The following is a 22,081-nucleotide window of genomic DNA, read 5'->3' on the forward strand; positions in this document are numbered from 1 at the left end:
CGGAAGGGATCTGCCGAACCAGAACGGGGCGCCGTTGAGGCTCGTCGTTCCCTGGAAGTACGGCTTCAAGAGCATCAAGTCGATCGTTCGAATCCGGTTCGTGGAGGACATGCCGGCCACGAGCTGGGCCGTATCCGCTCCGCGGGAGTACGGTTTCTACGCGAACGTGAACCCGGAAGTCGATCATCCACGCTGGAGCCAGGGGCGCGAGAGGCGGCTCGGCGAGTTCCGGCGCCGTCCGACGCTGATGTTCAACGGGTACGCCGACCAGGTAGCCAGCCTCTACGAGGGGATGGACCTGAAGCGGTGGTTCTGACCGGGCGCCCGGGAGTCCTCCGATGACCCGGCTCACCGCGCGGCAGCGGCGCGTCGCCATGAAGACCGCCATCTGGGTCGCCTGCCTGATGCCGGCGATCGGCCTGGCGGTCGGTGCGCTCACGGACGGGCTCGGCGCCAATCCGATCGAGAAGGTGACGCACCGGACGGGGTGGTGGGCTCTGTTTCTCCTCACCGCGACGCTGGCCATCACACCGGTGCGCCGCCTCACCGGGCAGACAACCCTGATTCGGTATCGCAGGCTGGTGGGCCTGTTCGCCTTCTTCTACGCGACCCTCCACTTCCTCACGTACCTGGTGCTCGATCAGTTCTTTGCGTGGCGCTACATCCTCGAGGATATCGTAGACCGTCCGTTCATCACGGTCGGGTTCGCGGCGTGGGTCCTGCTTCTGGCGCTGGCCGTGACGTCCACCACGGGCTGGATTCGAAGATTGGGCTCCCGGTGGCAGCGCCTGCACCGGCTGGTCTACGTCGCGGCCATCGCAGGCGGCATCCACTATCTGTGGAAGGTGAAGGCCGACACACGGGAGCCCCTGTGGTTCCTGGCCGCGATCGCCGTGTTGCTGCTGCTCAGGGTGTGGGCTCCGTGGAAGCGGTCGGGTCCGAAGTTTCGGTCGGCGGCACCCGAGGGCAAGAAGAAAGGGGCGCCCCCTCATCGGGAACGCCCCCGGTCCTCGAAACCCTCTGCCGGGCGGCAGGGTCAGGTCGCGTAGCTTCTAAGCCCCGCCGCCCTGCGCATTTTTCGGTGCTCGACCCTCTGCAGTAGCGCGTTCGCTCGCGTGCCCTCGAACTGGATCACGCCTTCGATCACGCTGCCGTCCTCGCTCAGGCGTCCCTTGAACGAAGCGCCGTGCTCCGTGACCATGCACAGATGGCCCTCATCGTAGGAAACGTCGGCCTCGCGCGCCTGATCTCCCGGGCGGATCAGCACCAGGGCTTCGAGATCTCCGTCCGACGCCCGACGAATCTGAAGCAGCGGTGTGGCTGCTCTCTCGTGGCCGGAGGGGTCCACCCAGCGCCACACGCCCACGACGTCTCCCGTCGTCGCATCGATCTGCAGGGTGGGGGAGGCCGCCAGGTCGGAAAGCATGAGTCCCGCGGCGATCGCTGCGATCGACAGCACTGCCTTCAGCCCCTCTCGCCTTCTCGTCGCTCCGTAGTACATGGCCTTCCTCACGATCTCCCCGTCCCGCAGCCTCTCGAGCGTCCCCATTGACGCTCGCCTGTCCCGTGCATGGAGAGAGCAACCTGTATGCCACGTTCAATGCAGACTATAAAGACATGCAAAATAGTAATATAGATCGTACACTTAAAGTAAGTACTCAGCGACGGGGCGTCCGCTTCTGGAAGCCGGTGTCCCGAAACCGGACACTTGCCGGCGGGCTGGGGAGTTCTTGCCCGCATCCAAGGAAGATCGGTACTATGCCGCGTTCGAACGCCACCTCGCCCGCGGGGCGGGGATGCAACGCCAGCTGGTTGGAGTCGCCAGTGATACCCGACAGCTTCGTCCTGATCACGATCGTTCTCGCCATCCCGGTGGTGGGCCTGGTCGCCGCCCTGGTGGCTTCTAGGATCCCCAGCCGCCGCCCCGATTCCTGAACCCGCTCCGAAGCGGCCTGTCGCAGGCGGTCGTGCCATGATGGACGAGCCATCGCCGCCGTCCGGGGCCAACCCGGCTCCTGCACCCGGAGACCTGATGCTCAGGCTCACGGGCGAGATCACCACCAAGGGAAGGCGGACCCGTTCCCGGTTTCAGCGAAAGCTGGCCGAGAACATCGAGGACGGTCTGCAGAGCCTGGGTGCGGGTGGCGAAGTGCTCGCGGACTGGAGCCGCCTGTACGTCCGCGCAGACGCGTCGGCGGCCGAGGTCGCGAGCCGCGTGTTCGGCATCAGCTCGTACTCTCTTCTCGAGGCGGAATGCCGGGCGGACCTGAACGAGATCGTCGCCGTCGGCCGACGCGTGTTCCTGGACCGGGTGCGGGACAGGGCCTTCGCGGTGCGCGCGCGGCGCGCCGGTAGCCATTCCTTCAACTCCCAGGACGTGATGCGTGAGCTGGGAGCGGCGCTGGGCGTCAACGCCCGCGTGGACCTCACTTCTCCCGACGTCGAGGTGTTCGTCGAGATCCGCGACGACCGGGCGGTCTTCTTCTCTTCCAGGGCGCAGGGGGCCGGTGGGCTGCCGCTCGGGGTGGAGGGAAGGGCCGTCTGCCTCCTGTCAGGCGGGTTCGACTCCGCCGTGGCGGCATGGATGCTCCTGCGACGGGGTGTGGCGCTCGACTACGTGTTCTGCAACCTCGGGGGGGACGCCTACCGTCGAATGGTCCTCGAGGTGGCTTCGGTCCTCGCGACCGGGTGGAGCTTCGGCACCCGTCCGTCGCTGTGGTCACTCGATTTCGAGCCGGTCGTGGACGAGCTGCACAGGGCGTTCCGACCGGCCTTTCAGCAGATCGCGCTGAAGAGAGAGATGTATCGGGCTGCCGCCAGGGTTGCCGGTCGACTGGGTGCCGACGCGATCGTGACGGGCGAGGCGGTAGGCCAGGTTTCATCGCAGACGCTGGCCAATCTCCGCGCCATCGACGACGCCTGTCCGCTTCCGGTCCTGCGACCCCTGATCGGGATGGACAAGGAGGAGATCATCACCCGGTCGCGCCACATCGGGACGTATGAGCTGTCGGCCCGGGTACGGGAATACTGCTCCATCAGCACGGGGCGACCGGCGACGGCGGCTTCGCCGACCGCCGTCCTGGAGGACGAACGCGGCCTCGATCCCGTGCCGCTCGAGACGAGCTTCGAAGGGGCACGGGTGTATGATCTCCGGGCCCTCGATCTCGCCCGTGTAGCCGGGGAGAGCGTGTTCACCGATTCGCTGCCCGGTGGCGCGGTGGTGCTGGACGTGCGCCCCGCCCCCCTGTACCGCACGTGGCACTGGAGAGGCGCGGTTCATGAGGAATACGAGGACCTCGCGGTCGAGTACGGCCGGCTGGACCGGGAACGGACCTACGTGTTGTACTGCGAGTTCGGACTGAAGAGCGCCCGCCTGGCGGAGGTGATGCAGCGAGCAGGGTACGAGGCGTACAGCTTCCTCGGCGGGGCGAAGGCGCTGCGCCGGCGATCCCGGGACCGTGACGCCGAGCTCGAGGTTTCGTCCGAGACGGCCCCATCGGAGGCAAGGTGAGCACGCGGTGAGCCTCGACGAACTTTATGAGCGGGTGCGAGCGGGGGGCGAGGTCCCGGCCCACGTCGCCATCATCATGGATGGAAACGGACGGTGGGCCCGGCAGCGAGGCCTCCCCAGATTCATGGGGCACCGGGAGGGAATGAAGGCCGTCCGTCGGTCGGTGACGGCCTGTCTGCAGCTGGAGGTACGATACCTCACGCTGTACGCCTTTTCCCAGGAGAACTGGTCTCGTCCGGCCGAGGAGGTCGCGGCCCTGATGCGTCTCCTGTCCGAATACGTGGAACGAGAGAAGGCGGAGCTGGCGGAGAAGGGGGTCCAGGTGCGGGTGATCGGGGATCGGGAACGTCTCTCGCCGGATGCCCGTCGCTCGGTCCAGGTGATCGAGGAGATGACGAAGGGCGGCCGGGAGCTGGTCCTCAACCTGGCGATCAGTTACGGCTCCCGGGCCGAGATCCTCGAAGCGGCCCGCAGGCTCGCCCGGCGCTGCGCCGCCGGAACGTTGGACGCCGGGGACATCACGGAGGCTGATTTCGAGGCCGAGCTGCTCACGGCGGGGAGCCCGGACCCCGATCTGCTCGTTCGTACATCCGGCGAGATGCGCGTGTCCAATTTTCTTCTGTGGCAGATCGCCTACTCGGAGATCCACGTCACGCCCGTCCTGTGGCCGGACTTCGGAGAACCGGAGCTCTGCGAGGCGGTGATCGACTACCAGCGGCGCGAGCGACGGTTCGGCCGCGTGACGCGGTGAGGGTGCGTGGCCTCTGACCTCGGGCGCCGGCTCACGGTGGCCGCCATCGGGATTCCGGTCACCGTCGCGGTCACCTATGCGGGAGGCGCCTGGTTCGCCGCCGGGCTGGCCGTGCTCGCCGGCGTGGCCGTCTGGGAGATCGGGCGGATGCTCGCCGAGCGCGGCGATCGCTTTCTCCTGGTCCCGGGTGTGGCCCTCGCGATCTTCTACCCCCTGGCTGCCCTGTACCTCGAGGCGGGAATGATCGTGGGCGTCTCCATGACCTTCCTCGTGATCATCTCCGGGCTCGCCACGCTCACCATTTCGCCCGATGATCGGCCGTTCCTGGCGACGGCCGAGACGTGGACCGCCGCGGCGTACGTCGGGGGCTTGATCGCCTTCGGCGTCCCGTTGCGCGAGGGCTTCGGGGTCGCCCCTCTGGAGGGCACCCTCTACTTCTTCCTCCCGGTCGCCATCACCTGGCTCGCCGACACGGCGGCCTACTTCGGAGGACGGTCGTTCGGTCGCCGCAAACTCTCTCCGGTGATCAGCCCGAACAAGACGGTGGAGGGCGCGATCTCGGCGCTCGTCGCGGGGCCGATCGGCGCGTGGATCTTCGGCTGGTTGCTTCTCCCGGGACTCCGAGAGTCGCTGGGGATGGCGGGCCTCGGCCTTCTCGGTCTCGTGGTGGCCGCCGCGGCGACGCTCGGCGACCTGGCGGAGTCCGCGCTGAAGAGGGAATGCGGCGTCAAGGACTCCTCCGGCCTGCTGCCCGGTCACGGCGGATTGCTGGACCGGATGGACTCGCTGCTCTGGTCGATTCCCGCCGCCTTCGTGTTCCTGGTCGTGTGGTCGTGAGCATGCGGAAGGGGGTCGCGGTGCTCGGAGCGACGGGCAGCATCGGCGCCTCCACGCTGAACGTGCTGGGGCGCCACCCGGACCGATACCGGGTCGTCAGCCTCGCCGCCGGCCGGAGGGGCAGCGCACTGTCCCGCCTCGCCGCCGACTGGGAGCCGGACTACGTGGTGCTCGCGGACCCGGCCGAGCGCCCGACCGAGAAGGCCTGGAGAGGGGACTGGAGGTACGGGCGGGACGCCCTGCGACGGGCCGCCGAGGACGAGGCCGCGCCGATCGTCGTCAACGCACTGGTCGGATTCGCCGGCCTCGAATCCACGGTGTCCGCGCTGCGGGCCGGAAAGAGACTGGCGCTCGCGAACAAGGAGTCCCTGGTCGTCGGTGGAGACCTGGTGCTCGAGGCAGCTTCGTCCGGCGGTGGGGATCTGCTCCCGATCGACAGCGAGCACAGCGCGATCCTCCAGTGTCTCGCAGACCGTCCGGGGAGCGAAGTGCGCCGGGTGATTCTCACGGCCTCCGGCGGACCGTTTCGCGACTGGCCGGCCGAACGATTCTCGGAGATTCGCCCGGAGGATGCGCTCGCGCACCCGACCTGGAGCATGGGCGACAAGATCACCGTCGATTCCGCCACGCTGGCCAACAAGGCGCTCGAGGTGATCGAGACGCACCTGCTGTTCGGGATCGACTTCGACGACATCGATGTCGTCGTTCACCCGGCCTCCATCGTCCACTCGATGGTCGAGTTCCGGGACGGCTCCACCATGTGCCAGCTGGGGTATCCGACGATGGAGGTGCCGGTCCTGTACGCGCTCTCCGCCCCGGAGCGGCTGGAGAACGAGTTCCGGCCCTTCGACCCGCTCGACGCGAGCCCGCTCGAGTTCGAGCGCATGAGAAGGGAGGACTTCCCCATGTTCGAGCTCGGAGTCGAGGCTGGCCGCGCCGGTGGAACGGCCCCGGCGACCTACAACGCGGCGAACGAGATCGCCGTTCAGGCTTTCCTCGAGGGAACACTCGATTTCCCCGGAATCCCGGCCGTGGTCGAGAAGGTGCTTTCCTCGATCCCGACGTCGGGCCGCGCCGAGTCGATCGATCACCTCGTCTCGGTGGACGGGGAGGCGCGCGCCCGGGCCGCAGAGGAGATCGGAACACGGGCCGGGACCGGGGGTGATAGGATCTCTTGATTCGGAATCATACGATGTCGAAAGCTCACTCAAGCGGATGTGACGGTCGGAGCGCATGCTGATCACCATACTGGCTACCGTTGTCGTGCTGGGCGTCCTGATCCTGGTCCACGAGCTGGGCCATTTCTGGGCGGCCAAGGCCGTGGACATCGAAGTGTCCCGGTTCTCCATCGGCTTCGGGCCGAAGATCGCCGGGTTCAAGAAGGGCGAGACGGAATACGTTCTCGCGGCGGTGCCGCTCGGCGGCTACGTGAAGATGGAAGGAATGGTCGGCGAGGAAGCGGTCGCTCCGCTGGAGGGGAAGACCGAGCCGGAGCGTCCTCCGTCGCCCCGGGACTTCGAGGCGAAGCCTTGGTGGGCTCGCTTCCTGGTGATCGTCGCCGGCGTCAGCATGAACTTCCTGTTCGCCTTCGTCGCCTTCACCTTCGTGGCCCGGTCGGAGGGAATCGTCGATCCGATCATCGGGGAGGTGAAGCCGGGATATCCCGCGGAAGCCGCGGGCTTCGAACGTGGGGACCGGGTCTCCTCCGTCGATGGTCGCCGCATCCGGAGCTGGGATGAGCTGCAGCAGTACGTGATGCTCAACCCCGGGACCGAGATTCGCTTCACCGTGGACCGGGATGGCCGGGAGGTCACCCTCGCCGCCTCACCTCGGGACACTACGGTGTATAGCGAAATCCTCCGGGACTCGACGACGCTCGGCGTGCTGGGCGTCATCGTCTGGGAAGAGCGAGCGGCCCGGGGCCTCACCGTGACGGAGTCGGTCGCCGCCGGATGGCACGCGACCGCGGCCACCACGATGGAGGTGGTCAACTTCCTGAAGAGGCTCGTGACCGGCCGCGGCTCAGCCCGCGACCTGGGCGGTCCGATCGTGATCGGACAGCTGTCCGGCATGATGGCCCGACAGGGGCTCACGGCCTTCCTCGACTTCATGGCGCTGATCAGCGTCAACCTGGCCGTGCTCAACCTGCTTCCGATACCCGTGCTCGACGGCGGTCACCTGGTGTTCCTGTTCGCCGAGGCGGTGCGGGGAGGCAAGCCGGTCAGTGCACAGAACCGTCTTCGCTGGACCCAGGTGGGCATGCTGCTCGTCATGGGGCTGATGGTGCTGGCGTTCGCCAACGACATCCTGCGACTGATCGGGATCTGACCGGCCCGGCGGATTAGCCGAACAGCGGAAGCTGCGGCCCTCCATTCCGGGCCACATCCGCCAGCGCCGCCACATCATACAGGGCGGAGGGGCCGTCCTGGCCCGCCACGTCCACCACGCCACGAAACCCCTTTCGTGAAAGTCGGTCTCGCGTCGTCTCGACGGCGGTCTGGGGGACGTTGCACTCGTGGCTCAGGTGGGCGAGCAGGAAGCCCCCGAGGGTCGGATGGAGGAGGTCGACCGCGAGATCGGCTGCGAGACGGTTCGAGAGGTGGCCCCGGGTTCCGCCGATACGCTGTTTGACGGACCACGGATAGGGACTTTCCCGAAGCAGGATCTCATCGTGGTTCGATTCGAGGACGATGAAATGGCACCCGTCCAGGGCGCTGCGGACGGGCGTGGTCGCGCGTCCCAGATCGGTAGCGATGCCCAGTTTGAGGCCCGTCCGCTCGTGCGAGATCGTCAGGGCGACCGGGTCCGCCGCGTCGTGGCAGGTGGAAGCCGGGTGAATGTGCGCCTCGCCCACCCGGAACGGAACCTCGCCCTCGTAGTGGTGGATCGTCTCGGACCCACGCAGAAGCGGGGCGCAGGCTCGTTCGGTGGCCGGTGTCAGATAAAGGGGCCAGCCCCAGCGCCGTGCGGCGATTCCGATGCCGGCCGTGTGGTCCCGGTGCTCGTGCGTGACCACGATCGCCTCGATCGATTCCGGAGCCACGTCGAGCAGATCCAGTCGTCGAGCGATCTCCGATCCGCTGAAGCCGGCGTCCACCAGAATCCGCGTGCGGCCACACTCCACGAACACCGAGTTTCCGCGGCTGCCGCTGCCCAGCGTCGCGACCCTCAAGCTTCGTCCGCCCTCCGGGCCGTTTCCCAGCAGGCGGTCAGCCACTCGATGGTCTGCCCGTCGGGCTCGATCCCCCTGCGCGGGAGCACACGGCCGACCACCTCGAGGAAGCGGTCTCGCTCGTAGACCGTAGCCTCCGGGCCCGACCCCCAGGAAAACGGAGGTACCCAGGCCGGGGGCATGGACGGACCGAACAGATTCGATCCGGCGCCTACCACCGAGCCCGAATTGATCCGTGTGCCGATCGCGGTCTTCACGTGATCGCCAAGCAGACACCCGAGCTTGGCGAGGCCGGTCTCGATCGGTCCGTCCGGGCCGCCGAGGCGAATCGGACCGTAGCTGTTCTTGAGGTCGCTGTTCGTCGTCAGGGCGCCCAGGTTCACCCAACGGCCCAGATAGGAATGGCCCAGGAACCCATCATGCGCCTTGTTGGAATAGCCGAGCACGGTGCACTCCTCGACCTCTCCCCGCAGTCGACACCTCGGCCCCACGCTGGACGTCCCGATGGCGCCCCCGAGAAGCACGGTCGCTCGGCCCACGTACAGCGGACCCTCCAGCCGGCTCCCGGCGCGCACTTCCACGTCGTCTGCCAGGCGTATCGGTCCGCGTCCGGCATCGAACACCACGCCGGGCTCGACCTGCACGTTCGCCCCGAGAAGCACCGGTTGGTCGCCCAGCTTCCACACCCCGTCGGGCATGGACTCGACGCCGGCATGACCGGTGGCGTAGAAAGCGAGGTCGGCCTCCAGGCGCCCGGGAAGCTCCGCCACCAGTCGATACGCGGTATCCACCAGCCCCCCGTCCAGGGGGCGGAGTTCCCAGCGTTGGGGGGCTGGCCGGTCGTCGGGACGCTCGAGCCACCCTTCGTCGGGGCCTTCGGTCCCCGCCGGTAGATAGCAGCCGATTACGCGATCCCCACAGGTGAGGAGCAGAGGCCGGTCTCCGCGGCCCTGGAAGCGGGCCTCGGCGGACGGGACGAAGCGCGAGCACAGCAGCAGCCGTTCCTCGTCCGTCGGGGGGGATGTGCGCGGGTAGGCCGACGGCGCGTCCGGCTCGGAGTAGGACGACAGCCACGATCGCGTGAGGTGGCCTGTCGCCGGACGGCCGGCGAATCGCTCCAGCCGCTCCCGGAGAAGCATCGTGCCGAACAGGAGCTCTCCGCAGGGACGGGTGAGGGAAAACGGGTGCCACGCGTCCGCCTCGGCGTCGTCGAACACATAGAGCCGCATATCACTCGTCTCCCGCGGAAAGATGCGCGATCAGCCGCTTCAGACCGGCGGCCGACTCCCTCCGTGTGACCATGGTGACGTCTTCGGTTCGCACGACCACCAGCCCTTCCACGTCGAACAGGACGACGTTGCCAGCCTCGGACCACGCCACGTTGTCTCGCGCTTCCACGGCCGTGGCCGGCCCGACGAGCACGTTTCCATCCCCGTCTGCCGTGCGGGTGCGGGCCAGTGCGTTCCACGATCCGACATCGTCCCAATCGAAGGACGCCAGGACGACCTCCACGTTCGACGCTCGCTCCATGACGGCCACATCGATGCTGACCGGGGTCACGGCATCGAAGAAGCCCGCGGGGTCACCGTCCTCGAGGACCGGAAGCGCCGAGGAGACCTCGGGAGCGTGCTCACGGATGGCGGCGAGCAGATCGGCGGCGCGCCACACGAAGATACCGGAGTTCCAGAGGAAGCCTCCCGAGGCCAGATATTCCTCCGCCGTCCGCACGTCGGGCTTCTCCACGAATCGGCGCGCCCTCCAACTGCCCTCTCCCGTCGGTTCGCCGATCTCCACGTATCCGTAGCCCGTCTCGGGCCTGTCGGGGCGGATCCCGATGCACGTCAGCGACCCCCGGCACGCCGCTTCGACCGCGCGATCGATCGTCCGCACCAGCTCCGCGGTCGGGTCGATCACGTGGTCGGCGTGCAGCGAGATCATCACGGATCCGGGACTCTCGCGCTCGATCTCGTGAGCGGCCCATGCCAGGGCCGGCCCGGTGCTTCTGGGACGAGGCTCGACCAGGAAGCGATCCGGAGTAAGGCCGGGTGCGGCCTCGGTCAGGGGCCCGACCAGCGGCTGGCTCGCCACCACACGGACATGTTCGGGGTCCACCAGGCGTTCGGCTCTCTCGACGGTGTCTCGGATCAGCGGCTGTTCGCTGCCCAGGGGAAGCAACTGCTTGGGCCGATCCGGCCTCGAGGCGGGCCAGAAGCGGCTTCCCTCGCCGCCGGCGAGGATGATCGCGAATCGGGTCGCTCGGGCTTGCATATCGATCGTGCGATCCCCCGGAATGGGTTGGAACCGGTCGGAGTGCCGCGAGTAGACGGCTACCGTGGCCAAGGTACTTGACCTCGCGTCGGCGAGAAACTCTGCTATCTTTCCGCCGAAGATCAATCGAGAGGAGTTTTGAGTTGTCTCTGATGCGAACCATTCCGGGCGCCGCCTTTCTGGCGGTCGCCTTGCTCGCCGGGTGTGGCAGCTCGACGGAACCGATCATCCTGCCGCTCCCCGACGAAACCGATGAGGCCGTGCTGTTCAATCTGTGGTCGGACGCGGTCACCGAACCCGCGGCCTTCGATGTGCTGACCAGCGTCGCGGTCCGTACGGACCAGTTCTCGGGCTGGGATTTCCTGCTCGAGGTGGCGGATGACGGCAGTGCGACGCTGTGGCCTCGATCGGCGGTCGTGGAAGATGTGGAGGATGCGGGACTTCGCCCGATGGACATCCCCTTCGACGCTCTCAGCGAGGCGCCGGAGTTCGGCTACATCACGCGCGACTCGATTCCGGTGGCCGTGGGCGATGTGTTTGCCATGCGCAGCCGCCGGGACCCTGCGTACGGTTCCATCCGCTGTCGGCGCTTCGGCAAGATGCAGGTGCTGTCCATCGATGCGACGGCGGGCACCCTCACGTTCGAGTTCCTGATCAACCCGAACTGCGAGCGCAGATTCCTCGTGCCCGGGGCCACCGAGTAGATGCTCGATCTGCGGGCGTTCCGGTCCGGGGCCGAGGAAGCCCGGGCGCGCCTCGCCCGCAGGGGAGACCCCGGCGTGCTCGAGGCGATCGATCGCGCGGTCGGTCTCGATGTACGCCGTCGTGAGATCATCGGAGAGGTCGAGGCCCTCAAGGCGCGCCGCAATGAGGTGTCGCGAGAGATCGGGACACGAAAGAGGGAAGGGCGCGATGCCTCCGACCTGATCGACGGCATGCAGCAAGTGGCGGACGAGATCAAGGGACTCGATGGCGAACTGCAGGGTGTGGAGGATGCCTTGCGGCAGGTGATGCTCGATGTCCCGAACATCCCCGACGAACGCGTTCCGGAGGGGGGTGAGGGGGACTTCCGGGTCGTCCGCGAGTGGGGGGACGTCCCGGACCCGCCCGGTGACGCCCGGGCGCACTGGGACCTCGGGGCCGAGCTCGGCATTCTGGACTTTGAGCGCGGGGCCAGGATCGCGGGCTCCGGCTTCCCGCTTCTCCTCGGTGCGGGAGCTCGCCTCAGCCGCGCCCTGATCGCCTTCATGCTCGACCTGCATACCGAGGAGCACGGGTATACCGAGGTCGCGCCTCCCTATCTGACGAATCGTGACTGCCTGATCGGAACGGGTCAGCTGCCGAAATTCGAGGAGGACCAGTACCGGACGGAGCCGGACGATCTCTTCCTCATTCCGACGGCCGAGGTCCCGGTGACGAACCTGCACCGGGGAGAGATTCTGGACGCTGGGGAGCTTCCGAAGGCGTACGTGGCGCACACGCCGTGCTTCCGCCGCGAGGCCGGTGCGGCCGGTCGGGACACCCGGGGCATGCTGAGGGTGCACCAGTTCGACAAGGTCGAGCTGGTGCGTTTCGTGCGCCCGGAGGACTCGCCCGACGAGCTCGAGCTCCTGACGCGCCATGCCGAGACGGTGTTGGAACGACTGGAGCTTCCGTACCGCCGCATTCTGCTGCCTGCCGGCGATCTGGGTTTCGCGAACGCGATCACGTACGATCTCGAAGTCTGGTCGGCCGGTGTCGGTCGGTGGCTCGAGGTCTCGAGCTGCTCCTCGTACACGGACTACCAGGCCCGTCGGGCGGACATCCGCTACCGACCCGAGGGCACCGGCAAGCCGGCTCACCTGCACACGCTGAACGGCTCGGCGGTGGCTCTCGCGCGTACGATGATCGCGCTCCTCGAGAACAACCAGCGGGAGGATGGGAGCGTGGTGCTTCCGTTGGTCCTGCAGGACTACGTCGGACAGGAGCGGCTGACGATCCCGTGATTCGGCGACTGGTACCGATCGGCATCGTCGCCGCGTTCTCAGCGGTCCTCGTCTCCTACCTCGCATACACCTGGCAGCTCTCACGGGAGATGCGCGCCAACGCCACGGTGTTCAGCCACATCTACTTCCAGGTGGTGCAGGCCGTCACCTCTCCGGAAGGTCTGACGGCGGAGGCCGAGTTCAACCTCATCCTGCAGCTCCTCGAGCTCGGCATCCCGGTCGTTCAGACCGACCTGGAGGGCACGCCGACCCTGATCCGGAACCTGCCATTCGAGGCGGACCTGCAGGAGCCGGCGGACCTCGAGCGCGTGCGGCGATACGTGGGCCGGCTCGACGAGAAGAACCCTCCCCTGGTCGATGCCGAAAAGAACATCGCGGTGCACTACGGTGAGCCGCTGTACTTGCAGCGCCTGCGGTGGATCCCGTGGCTCCAGGCGTTGCTCCTGCTCGGGGTTGTGGGGACCGGTGTGTGGATGATCCGCACGTCGTCCCGGAGTGAAAGGGAGAGCATCTGGACGGCCATGGCCCGGGAATCGGCGCACCAGATGGGCACTCCCCTGAGCTCGCTGGTCGGGTGGCTTGAGTTGCTGGAGACCACGGCGCCTCCGGAGGCGCTGCGGCCGGACGGAATCGCCGTGCTGGATGAGATGGAGGATGACGTCCGGCGGCTCGAGAAGGTGTCGAGACGGTTCGAGCTGATCGGGCGCAGCCCGGCGCTGAGGGAGGTCTCCCTGCAGGAGGTGATGGAGCGACTGGGGCGCTACTTCCGGGCGCGAACGCCGTCGATGCGCGGCCAGATCGCCTTCGACATCGAGATACCCGAAGATGCACCGCCCGTGCTCGGCAACGAGATGTTGCTCGAATGGGCGTTCGAGAACCTGTTCAAGAACTCTCTGGATTCGCTCGCGGGTCGTCGCGGCCGCATACGGGTCACCTGGCTCGGCGTCGAGGAAGGCAGGGCGCTGCTTCGCTTCCAGGACGATGGGGCGGGAGTGGACCCCGGCCTTCGCCGTCGCCTGTTCGACGTCGGGGTGACCACGAAGCAGGGAGGGTGGGGGGTCGGTCTGTCTCTCGTGCGCAGGATCTTCGTGCAGGCCCACCGCGGATCGGTATCGCTGGAGCCTACGGAAACGGGGGCCAGCTTCGCGATCTCCATCCCTCTCGCCGATCGGGACGCATGAGCGGCCTGGACCTGAATCCGGAACAGCGGCGCGCCGTGCACTACGGAGAGGGCCCGCTCCTCGTGCTCGCCGGGGCCGGCTCGGGGAAGACGCGCGTGCTCACCTCCAGGGTCGCCCGGTTGATTCAGGAAGATGGAGAGCGCCCCGATCGCATCCTCGCCGTCACCTTCACGAACAAGGCGGCCGGCGTGATGCGGGAGCGGATCGCGGACCTGCTGGGAGAGGAACCACGCGGCCTCTGGATCGGCACCTTTCATTCGATCGCGGCGAGGCTGCTTCGCAGGGAGGGGGATCGACTGGAAAGGGGCTCGCGCTTCACGATCTACGCGGAGGACGATTCTCTGCGTGCGGTCAAGCGGGCCATGGAGTCCGAGGATCTCGACACGCAGCGCTGGTCGCCGAACCTGATCCGTTCGCGGATCTCGGACGCCAAGAACGCCCTCGTATCCTGCGACGAGTACGCCGCGTCGGCATTCGACCTCGCGGCCAAGGCCACGGCCCGGGTGTATCCGGCGTACGAGCGGATTCTGGCCCGGTCGAGCGCGTATGATTTCGACGATCTCCTGTACTACGCCGCCTGGTTGCTCGAGAACGACGAAGAAGTCGGCAGTCGGTATCCGGGCCGCTTCCGTCACGTGCTCGTGGACGAGTACCAGGACACGAACCACGCGCAGTACCGCATCGTGAAGAGGCTCGCCGAGGAGCACGGCAACATCTGCGTGGTCGGAGACGACGATCAGTCGATCTACGGTTGGAGAGGCGCCGACATCAGGAACATCCTCGACTTCGAGCGCGACTTCCCGGGCGCGGAAGTCGTCCGCCTGGAGGAGAACTACCGCTCGACGCCCGCCATCCTCGAGGTGGCCAACGAGGTGATATCCCACAATCGCAACCGCAAGGAGAAGCGGCTCCGCACCCGGAGACCGTCGGGCGAGGCGGTGCAGGTGGTCCACGTCTCGGACGAGAAGGCCGAGGCCGTCTGGGTGGTCGACGAGATCGGCTCCGGGAGAGGCCCCTGGCGGGTCGAGGATCACGTCGTCCTCTACCGGACGAACGCCCAGTCCCGGCCGTTCGAAGATGCGTTGAGGCGGGCCCGGCTTCCGTACCGGATCGTGGGAGGCGTTCGATTCTACGAGCGGCGGGAGATCAAGGACGTTCTCTCGTACCTGCAGCTGGCCGTGAACCCGGCGGACGAAGCGGCGTTCACTCGGGCCGTGGGGTGGCCGCGGCGTGGGGTGGGTGGGGTGACGCTGGAGCGCCTCCGCGAGGCAGCGGAGTCGCGTGAGATCTCTCTTCTCGAGGCCGCCGAGCGGGCCACCGAGCTGGAAGGACTCCCGCCGGCGGGGGCGCGCTCGCTGGAGGACTTCGCCGCCGGGGTCAGCGCCCTATCGGAGCTGAGCCGGGAGAGCACGGCCGAAGAGGTGATTCGAGAATGCGTGCGGAGTTTCGCCGTGATACCGGCCCTGGAATCCGAGGAGGACGGTGCGGACCGGATCGCGAACGTGACCGAGCTCCTCGCCGCCGCGGCCGCATTCGATCCGGCCGAGGTCGAGGATGGAGCGGAGGACTCGTCGGAGCTGGAGCTGTATCTGCAGTCCGCGGCGCTCCACGCGGACATCGATGACTACGACGATGCGGAGCCCGGCGTCACGCTGATGACCCTGCACAACGCCAAGGGGATGGAGTTCCCCGTCGTGTTCCTGGTGGGAGCGGAGGAAGGGCTGTTTCCCCTCGCCCGGGCCATGGACGCGGAAGAAGAGCTGGAAGAGGAGCGCCGGCTGTTCTACGTGGGCGTCACCCGGGCGCAGGAGCGGCTCTGCATCACGCACGCCGCTCGGCGCTGGCGGTACGGCTCGGAGACCCGCGCGGAACCGTCATCGTTCCTGTCCGAGCTCCCCGAAGGTCCGGTCGAATACCGTACGGTGGGGTCGCCGCACCGTCACTCCGGATTCTTCCGCCCGCACCGGGGGAGGCGCTCCGGTCCGGGCACGGCCGCCGCTGCGGGCGAGTTCGGAGACCCGAGCCGCTCCGTGTCTTCGGCCGGCGGTTGGGAGTCGGACGGTGCGAGCGCCTTCGACTGGCATCGCCAGGCACGCCGGAGCAGCCCCGCCGGTGGGGTCGATTCGCTGCGCTACGACTACTCGGATTCGCAGGAAGAGCTGAGACTCGAAGAGGGGGCCCGGGTGGTGCATCCACGCTTCGGAGGGGGCAGCATTCGATCCGTGTCGGGGGAAGGGCGCCGCACGCGGGCGGAGATCGAGTTCGACGACGGAGTGCGTCGCAAGGTCATGGTGGCCCATGCGGGACTGCGGCCCGCGTAGGCTGAGAACGGCATGGAGGATCATTGAATGCGCACTGGCATGGTTTCGCGCGGCGGGCGTGGCGGCTCGCGACCGTACTGATGGTGTCAGCCCTGGGTAGTTGCGGGGCACCGTCCGCGGACCTGGTCTTCGTGGGAGGCACGGTCTGGACCGGGGATCCGGACCGACCGTTGGCCGAAGGCGTTGCGGTGAGGGGTGATACGATCGTGGCCGTCGGGTCGGAGGAGGAGATTCGGTCGCACATCGGAGCCGCCACCCGCGTCGTGGAGCTCGAGGGTCGCTTTCTCATGCCGGGCTTCATCGACACGCATACGCATTTCCTCGATGGCGGCTTCCGGCTCTCCTCCGTCGACCTCAGAGACGCGGACAGCCGCGAGGAGCTCGCTCGCCGGTTGTCCGAGTACGCCGAGGGACTGGAGGAGGGCGAGTGGATCCTCGGCGGGGACTGGGACCACGAGAGGTGGGGCGGTGAACTTCCGGATCGGGAGTGGATCGATGCCGTGACTCCGCGTAACCCGGTGTTCGTGACCCGGCTGGACTGGCACATGGCCCTCGCCAACTCACGCGCCCTCGAGCTGGCCGGGCTCGATGCGGACGTTTCCTCTCCGCCGGGGGGCGAGATCGTCAGGGACGAAACCGGAAGGATGACCGGAGTCTTCAAGGACGAGGCGATGCCCTTCGTGTCCGCGCACATTCCCGAGCCCACGGAAGCGCAACGTGATTCCGCGCTTTGGGCAGCCATGCGGCACGCCGTGTCCCTCGGAATCACGGGCATCACGGACATGGGGTCGTGGAGCGATCTGGAGACGTATGCGCGGGCGCGGCGCGATCGCGAGCTCATCCTCCGGGTCTACTCCTTCGTACCCCTGTCGACGGTAGATTCTCTCGCGCGGCGGGTGCAGGCGGAGGGCACCGGGGACGATTGGCTGCGCATCGGGGGTCTGAAGGGTTTCGTGGACGGCTCCCTGGGCTCGGGCACGGCCCTGTTCGAGCAGCCGTACTCGGATGAGCCGGACAATTCCGGACTCTGGGTGACGCCGCTCGAAGAGCTCCGCGACCAGGTCGAGCGGGCCGAGAAGGCAGGGCTCCAGGTGGCGATTCACGCGATCGGAGACCGGGCCATCGGCCGCCTCCTGGACCTGTACGCCTCGGTCGAGCGAAACCACGATGCCCGGGACCGGCGTTTTCGCGTGGAACATGCCCAGCACCTGGGGGATGGGGACGCGGAGCGTTTCGCCGAGCTCGGCGTGATCGCGGCGATGCAACCCTACCACGCGATCGACGACGGGCGGTGGGCCGAGCGCCGCATCGGGGCGGCGCGTGCGAGTCGAACGTACGCCTTTCGCTCTCTTCTCGATGCGGGCGCGGTGGTGGCGTTCGGGTCGGACTGGACGGTGGCTCCCCTGAATCCCATGCTCGGCGTGTACGCAGCCGTGACCCGCCGAACGCTGGACGGCGCCCACCCGGAAGGCTGGGTCCCGGAACAGCGGATCGATGTCGAGAGCGCCCTGCGAGGCTACACGTCGTCCGCAGCATTCGCGAGCCACATGGACGAGAGAATCGGGACGCTCGCGCCGGGTCGCCTGGCAGATCTCGTCGTCCTGGACTCCAATCCGCTCGGGATCGCCCCCGCTGCGCTTGGCGAGGTTCGGGTCGAGATGACTTTCGTGGGAGGTCGGGAGGTGTACGTACGCCCTTGAGGCTCAGCCGAAGATGAGGTCCAGCTCCGGGGGCGTCTTCGCGTTGCTCTCCCGTATGGCTCGTTCCATCGAGTCGATGGCCTCGTAGCTCGATGCGCCTCGCTCCTCCCACAGCCGGGTGGGGCCCGAGGGAAGAGGAAAGTGGTGGTCGGCGGTGGCCAGGATGGCCTCCGGGCTCTGCCATCCCCCCGCCATCAGGACACGACGACGGATCTTCTTCGCATCGTTCAGGCTCTCGTCGCCGATCGGGTCCTCGGCGGCCGCCCGGGAGAGATCGTCCCGCAGCAGAAAGTCGGCCACCATCTCGAATCCGTGGCGCTGGTAGTGGACCACCTGCGTCGGATCCAGGTCCCACCGCGAATTGTCGATCACGGTGTCGAAGATGGAGTGCCAGCTCTCGTTCCCGGAAATCCGGATCATCCCGCGGAAGATTCGTCGGTTGGTCGAGAACGTGAACAGCGTGCTCGACAGGACCCGGTGGAACAGCGCGTCGGTGGCCGAATGATCGAACCGGGTGACGATCCACCGCGCGAGCTGTGAGTATTCCGCCCCCACGTCCATGTCCATCCGGTGTTCCCAGTACGAATGGCCGAGAGCCCGGGTCGATGACGTCAGCGTGAGCATACGCGGCACGAACGTATTGTGCGCCAGAACGTCCGCAGCCAGGTGACACAAGTAGCCGGTCATGGCCGACCGGAGTCGATCGTCCTCGCCTGCCGCCCGGTAGATCTCGCGTGCGACGTGCCAGTGATGACAGTGACGGCCCACCGGTGCGTACTTCTTGGCCATCGAGATGTCAGCCGCGAGCTTGCCGTACAGGAAATCGATCGGGTGCCGGGCAAGCACGGCGGCGATGGAGGGGGGGAACAGGTCGAGCGACCGCAGAATCTCGAGCCCGATCTGCGTGTGAGTCGCGGGTCCCCACGCGAAGGCCGCATCGGGAACGAGGAGCAGCAGAACCGCTGCCAGCGCGACGCTTGCGGCGATGGACTTTCCGCTCAACCCAGACGCCTGCGCTCCGCACGCGTGGATCGGCGGCGTCTCCCGGCTCGTCCTCCGAGGCGCAGCGCCCGCATGATCGCCGCGGTCGAGAAGAACGTCTCCTCGGCTTCCTCCACCGCCACTTCCAGGAGAGCGTTGATCTCGGACACACGGTCCTCCGCGAGCTCGATCATGCTCTCCATGGAGCTCGTCGCGCGGATGACGGTCCGGTCGATGCGCTCGACGTCGTCAACGAGCGACGTGGTGACGCTCGCCACCTGGTCCAGCAGCTGTTGAGACTGGTCGAGGACGGGAAGGGCCCGGCGCAGGAACTCCGTGCTGAGTTCCTCGATCTGTCGCATCGCGGTGAGCATGCGCGGTAGGAGCAGCAGCAGGCCCACCACCGCGATGGTACTGAAGACGATCCACAGGATGAGCGATACCCGGATCAGTATCTCGTAGAAGCTCAACGAACCTCCCGGGTCGATAGAAACACGATCCATGTAAGATGCCGGGATCACCCCTGGCAAACAACATCCCGGAGAACGAGCGTGCAGGATGCGCGCCACGAAGCGGCCTGAAGACGCCACGCAGCGTGAACAGGCCCTCGATCAGGCGTGGCTGCTCTCGTACCGGGAGACGTGGGCCAGAGCCGAAGCGGCATCCGGACTCCGCCGGAGCCCCTCGACGAACTCCGGATCCCGTGCCAGTCGTGCGATTCGCGCGAGGAGTCGGGTGTGATGACTCGCCCGATCGGGCGGGGAGAGAAGGACGAAGAAGACGTAGACGGGGGCGCCGTCCATCGATCGATAATCGACGCCGGTCCGGCTGATCCCGAGCAGGACTCTCGGCCCGGGAACCGCCGAGCTGATCGCGTGCGGAACCGCGATGCCGTGTCCGATGCCCGTGCTGAGCACCTTCTCGCGTGCGAGCAGGGCGGCCACCACCGGGGCCGAGCCATCGACGGCCCCCATGTCGACGAGCGGAGCCGTAAGCTGCTCGAGAATCCCTTCCACGTCGGCGCCCTGGACGCCGATCACCACCAGGTTCTCTGAGAGGAGTTCGGTTAACGTCATGACCGCGAGACTTGCGGGGGTGCAGGGTTCGCGGACCAGGATGCCCGCGGGCTCGACCATAGCATAGAGGACGCCCGGAAAAGCTGTCAAGACGGCGATGGACCGCGTTGCCGCGTCCACGGCCAGACCTCTAACTTGAGGCGGTCGAGCTGCACGCAGGCGGAACGCGGAGAGCGGGGGAGCACTCATGCACTATCGGATCGAGGGTCCCGCAACCCTGAGCGGCCGCTTCAAGCCGGCCGGGAACAAGAACGCCGCCCTGCCGATTCTGGCCGGAACGCTCCTCGCTGATGGCCCGGTTACCCTGGAGAACGTGCCGGACATCAGGGACGTTCGCACGATGATCGGCTTGCTGGAGCACCTGGGGGCAGGGGTGGACTGGAAGGGCGGCGGCGTGGTCGTCGTGGATCCACGCTCTGCGCATGGCGGAGAGCTGGACGGCGAGCTGGCCCGCCGGATTCGCGCGTCGATCCTGCTGGCAGGACCGCTGCTTGCCCGGTTCGGGTCCGTCATGCTGCCTCCTCCGGGAGGGGACGTGATCGGCCGCCGGCGCCTCGATACCCATTTCCTGGCCCTCGGGCGCCTGGGGGCGGAGGTCGAGATCGGCGCTCAGTACGAACTGCGCTGCCGGCGGCTGCAGGGGGCCGACATCTTTCTCGATGAACCGTCCGTGACCGCGACCGAGAATGCGCTTCTCGCCGCCGTCACCGCCGAGGGCACCACGCGGCTTCGCAACGCCGCAGCCGAGCCCCACGTGCAGGATCTCTGCGCCTTCCTGACTTCGATGGGCGCGCAGATCGAGGGGGCGGGCACGCACGACGTGGTGGTCCACGGAGTCGAGGCGCTCTCGGGAACCCGGCACGTCATCGGAGCCGATCACATCGAGATCGGCAGCATCATCGGGCTGGCGGCGGTCACGGGGTCCGAGCTCGTGATCGAGGATGTGGTGGCGGCGGACATGCACCCGCTTCGAATCGGGTTCGAGCGACTGGGTGTTCGATGGGATCTGAAAGGATCGGAACTCGTGGTACCGGCGGAGCAGGCTCTCGAGGTCGAACCGGATCTCGGTGACCAGGTCCCCAGCCTTGGCGACGGGCCGTGGCCCGCGTTTCCGGCGGACCTGATGTCGATCGCGCTCGTGGTGGCAACGCGCTGCCGGGGAACGGTGCTGATCCACGAGAAGATGTTCGAGTCCCGCATGTACTTCGCCGACAAGGTGATCGCGATGGGTGGGCGCATCATCCTGTGCGATCCGCACCGGGCGGTCGTCGTCGGTCCGTCGCATCTCCGGGGATCCACGGTGGAGAGTCCCGACATCCGGGCGGGGATGGCCCTCCTGATCGCGGCGCTGGCGGCCGACGGCGTGAGTCGGATTCACAACATCGGCCAGATCGAGCGCGGATACGAGAGGATCGACGAGAGACTGAGGGGACTGGGGGCGCGGATCGAGCGGATGGAGGACGATTGACGGGCCGGGTGGATTCCGCCGGCCGACCCTTCCATCCTCTCTCTGAATGGACTGCGGGATATCCGGGGCTGGTGGCAGGAGTGACGGTCGTTCCGGCGAGCGGACGCGCCGGTACGGACTTCGACTATGGCCTGATCTCGGGAGGAGACCCGAAGACCCTGGAAGGACGGTACCTGCGGCTGGCGCGCGCTGCCGGGATGAACCGCGCGGCCGTGGGCCGGCAGGTACACGGCACCACCATTCACCGCGTGGAGTCGGTGCCACCGAAGCGCCTGCTCGTTGTGGATGGGGTCGACGGGCTGGTCACCGGCGAGGCCGACGTGCTCCTGGCCGTCACCGCAGCGGACTGCGTTCCCGTCTACCTCGCGGACACCGAGCTTCGATGCGTGGCCATGCTGCATGCCGGGTGGCGCGGTGCGGCCGCCGGCATTCTCCCGCGGGGGCTGACCGAGCTCCGCCGCTTTTTCGGCGTCCCTCTGAACTCGATTCGAATTCACCTCGGGCCCTCGATCTGTGGAGCCTGCTACGAGGTCGGAGCCGAGGTCCTGGAGGCCTTCGGACGATCCTCGGTCGGTCCGGCGCTCCTCGATCTCCGCTCGGAGCTGGCCAGGCAGGCCACGGACGCCGGTGTTCGGCCGGATTCGATCACCCGATCGGAGTGGTGCACCCGGTGTGGACCGGTGCGCCTGCACTCGCATCGGGCGAGCGGCTCGGAGGCGGGCAGGATGGCCGCATTCGTGGGTATCGAGCCGGGCCGAGAGCAGGAAATCATGCGTTCAGGGCGGGAATTGCGCGCCTGAGCGCGCGCCCTTAAGTTGTCGGCGCAGGAA

General features: G+C 67.5%; 21 protein-coding genes. 14 read left to right on the forward strand and 7 right to left on the reverse strand.

The features are described from left to right. Together AC36XV_RS03130 and msrQ are read left to right on the forward strand one after the other, a co-directional pair. On the forward strand, window positions 1-316 hold a 316-nt coding region (locus AC36XV_RS03130), incomplete at its 5' end, for a molybdopterin-dependent oxidoreductase (RefSeq protein ID WP_492202217.1). A 22-nt stretch (window positions 317-338) separates the two neighbouring features. Continuing rightward, on the forward strand, window positions 339-1,049 hold the full coding sequence (gene msrQ / locus AC36XV_RS03135) for a protein-methionine-sulfoxide reductase heme-binding subunit MsrQ (RefSeq protein WP_492202218.1): 711 nt from the start codon (window positions 339-341) through the stop codon (window positions 1,047-1,049). Here msrQ and AC36XV_RS03140 read toward each other — a convergent pair. Beyond that, complete coding sequence (locus AC36XV_RS03140) at window positions 1,037-1,549, reverse strand: hypothetical protein (RefSeq protein ID WP_492202219.1); 513 nt, start codon at window positions 1,547-1,549, stop codon at window positions 1,037-1,039. The genes msrQ and AC36XV_RS03140 overlap by 13 nt on opposite strands. Window positions 1,550-2,032: 483 nt before the next feature. On the opposite strand from AC36XV_RS03140, the gene thiI reads away from it, so the two are divergent. Genes thiI through rseP form a run of 5 tightly spaced genes read left to right on the forward strand, consistent with a single transcriptional unit; the run spans window position 2,033 to window position 7,427 of the window. Then, window positions 2,033-3,511 carry a tRNA uracil 4-sulfurtransferase ThiI gene (gene thiI / locus AC36XV_RS03145; RefSeq protein WP_492202220.1) on the forward strand — a complete coding sequence of 493 codons (1,479 nt, stop codon included), beginning with the start codon at window positions 2,033-2,035 and terminating at the stop codon, window positions 3,509-3,511. A 7-nt stretch (window positions 3,512-3,518) separates the two neighbouring features. Then, a complete protein-coding gene (gene uppS, locus AC36XV_RS03150) occupies window positions 3,519-4,262 on the forward strand; it encodes an undecaprenyl pyrophosphate synthase (protein WP_492202221.1) in 744 nt (247 codons plus the stop codon). A 6-nt stretch (window positions 4,263-4,268) separates the two neighbouring features. After that, on the forward strand, window positions 4,269-5,099 hold the full coding sequence (locus AC36XV_RS03155) for a phosphatidate cytidylyltransferase (protein WP_492202222.1): 831 nt from the start codon (window positions 4,269-4,271) through the stop codon (window positions 5,097-5,099). Between the two features lie 2 nt (window positions 5,100-5,101). Further along, a complete protein-coding gene (gene dxr / locus AC36XV_RS03160; protein WP_492202244.1) occupies window positions 5,102-6,277 on the forward strand; it encodes a 1-deoxy-D-xylulose-5-phosphate reductoisomerase in 1,176 nt (391 codons plus the stop codon). A gap of 55 nt (window positions 6,278-6,332) precedes the next feature. Further along, entirely contained in the window at window positions 6,333-7,427 is a 1,095-nt protein-coding gene (gene rseP, locus AC36XV_RS03165; RefSeq protein ID WP_492202223.1) for an RIP metalloprotease RseP, read from the forward strand. Between the two features lie 13 nt (window positions 7,428-7,440). Here rseP and AC36XV_RS03170 read toward each other — a convergent pair whose 3' ends face one another. The 3 genes from AC36XV_RS03170 to AC36XV_RS03180 are packed head-to-tail and all read right to left on the reverse strand — an operon-like array spanning window position 7,441 to window position 10,539. Continuing rightward, window positions 7,441-8,271 carry an MBL fold metallo-hydrolase gene (locus tag AC36XV_RS03170; protein WP_492202224.1) on the reverse strand — a complete coding sequence of 277 codons (831 nt, stop codon included), beginning with the start codon at window positions 8,269-8,271 and terminating at the stop codon, window positions 7,441-7,443. After that, complete coding sequence (locus tag AC36XV_RS03175; RefSeq protein ID WP_492202225.1) at window positions 8,268-9,500, reverse strand: putative sugar nucleotidyl transferase; 1,233 nt, start codon at window positions 9,498-9,500, stop codon at window positions 8,268-8,270. Before AC36XV_RS03175 ends, AC36XV_RS03170 begins: the two co-directional genes overlap by 4 nt. 1 nt (window position 9,501) lies before the next feature. Further along, window positions 9,502-10,539 carry a mannose-1-phosphate guanylyltransferase gene (locus AC36XV_RS03180; protein WP_492202226.1) on the reverse strand — a complete coding sequence of 346 codons (1,038 nt, stop codon included), beginning with the start codon at window positions 10,537-10,539 and terminating at the stop codon, window positions 9,502-9,504. 143 nt (window positions 10,540-10,682) lie between these two features. Here AC36XV_RS03180 and AC36XV_RS03185 point away from each other — a divergent pair, with 143 nt between their 5' ends. From AC36XV_RS03185 to AC36XV_RS03205, 5 genes are read left to right on the forward strand one after another with little or no spacing between them, the layout of a single operon-like run. Beyond that, entirely contained in the window at window positions 10,683-11,243 is a 561-nt protein-coding gene (locus tag AC36XV_RS03185; protein ID WP_492202227.1) for a hypothetical protein, read from the forward strand. Next, window positions 11,244-12,524 carry a serine--tRNA ligase gene (gene serS / locus AC36XV_RS03190; protein ID WP_492202228.1) on the forward strand — a complete coding sequence of 427 codons (1,281 nt, stop codon included), beginning with the start codon at window positions 11,244-11,246 and terminating at the stop codon, window positions 12,522-12,524. Continuing rightward, entirely contained in the window at window positions 12,521-13,705 is a 1,185-nt protein-coding gene (locus AC36XV_RS03195; RefSeq protein ID WP_492202229.1) for a sensor histidine kinase, read from the forward strand. Before serS ends, AC36XV_RS03195 begins: the two co-directional genes overlap by 4 nt. Next, window positions 13,702-16,026 carry an ATP-dependent helicase gene (locus tag AC36XV_RS03200; RefSeq protein ID WP_492202230.1) on the forward strand — a complete coding sequence of 775 codons (2,325 nt, stop codon included), beginning with the start codon at window positions 13,702-13,704 and terminating at the stop codon, window positions 16,024-16,026. The genes AC36XV_RS03195 and AC36XV_RS03200 overlap by 4 nt, the downstream gene beginning before the upstream one ends. Before the next feature lie 23 nt (window positions 16,027-16,049). After that, window positions 16,050-17,726 carry an amidohydrolase gene (locus AC36XV_RS03205; protein ID WP_492202231.1) on the forward strand — a complete coding sequence of 559 codons (1,677 nt, stop codon included), beginning with the start codon at window positions 16,050-16,052 and terminating at the stop codon, window positions 17,724-17,726. Between the two features lie 3 nt (window positions 17,727-17,729). Here AC36XV_RS03205 and AC36XV_RS03210 read toward each other — a convergent pair whose 3' ends face one another. From AC36XV_RS03210 to AC36XV_RS03220, 3 genes are all read right to left on the reverse strand, one after another. Continuing rightward, window positions 17,730-18,728, reverse strand: coding sequence for a zinc dependent phospholipase C family protein (locus tag AC36XV_RS03210; RefSeq protein ID WP_492202232.1), 999 nt, complete (start codon window positions 18,726-18,728; stop codon window positions 17,730-17,732). Further along, entirely contained in the window at window positions 18,725-19,177 is a 453-nt protein-coding gene (locus AC36XV_RS03215; RefSeq protein ID WP_492202233.1) for a hypothetical protein, read from the reverse strand. Before AC36XV_RS03215 ends, AC36XV_RS03210 begins: the two co-directional genes overlap by 4 nt. A gap of 141 nt (window positions 19,178-19,318) precedes the next feature. Further along, on the reverse strand, window positions 19,319-19,783 hold the full coding sequence (locus AC36XV_RS03220; protein ID WP_492202234.1) for a PTS sugar transporter subunit IIA: 465 nt from the start codon (window positions 19,781-19,783) through the stop codon (window positions 19,319-19,321). A gap of 187 nt (window positions 19,784-19,970) precedes the next feature. Here AC36XV_RS03220 and murA point away from each other — a divergent pair, with 187 nt between their 5' ends. Together murA and AC36XV_RS03230 are read left to right on the forward strand one after the other, a co-directional pair. Then, on the forward strand, window positions 19,971-21,251 hold the full coding sequence (murA, locus tag AC36XV_RS03225) for a UDP-N-acetylglucosamine 1-carboxyvinyltransferase (RefSeq protein ID WP_492202235.1): 1,281 nt from the start codon (window positions 19,971-19,973) through the stop codon (window positions 21,249-21,251). Window positions 21,252-21,322: 71 nt separating this feature from the next. Continuing rightward, entirely contained in the window at window positions 21,323-22,051 is a 729-nt protein-coding gene (locus AC36XV_RS03230) for a purine nucleoside phosphorylase YfiH/LACC1 family protein (protein ID WP_492202236.1), read from the forward strand. Window positions 22,052-22,081: the final 30 nt, after the last annotated feature.

The sequence above is a fragment of the Candidatus Benthicola sp. genome, assembly GCF_058719085.1.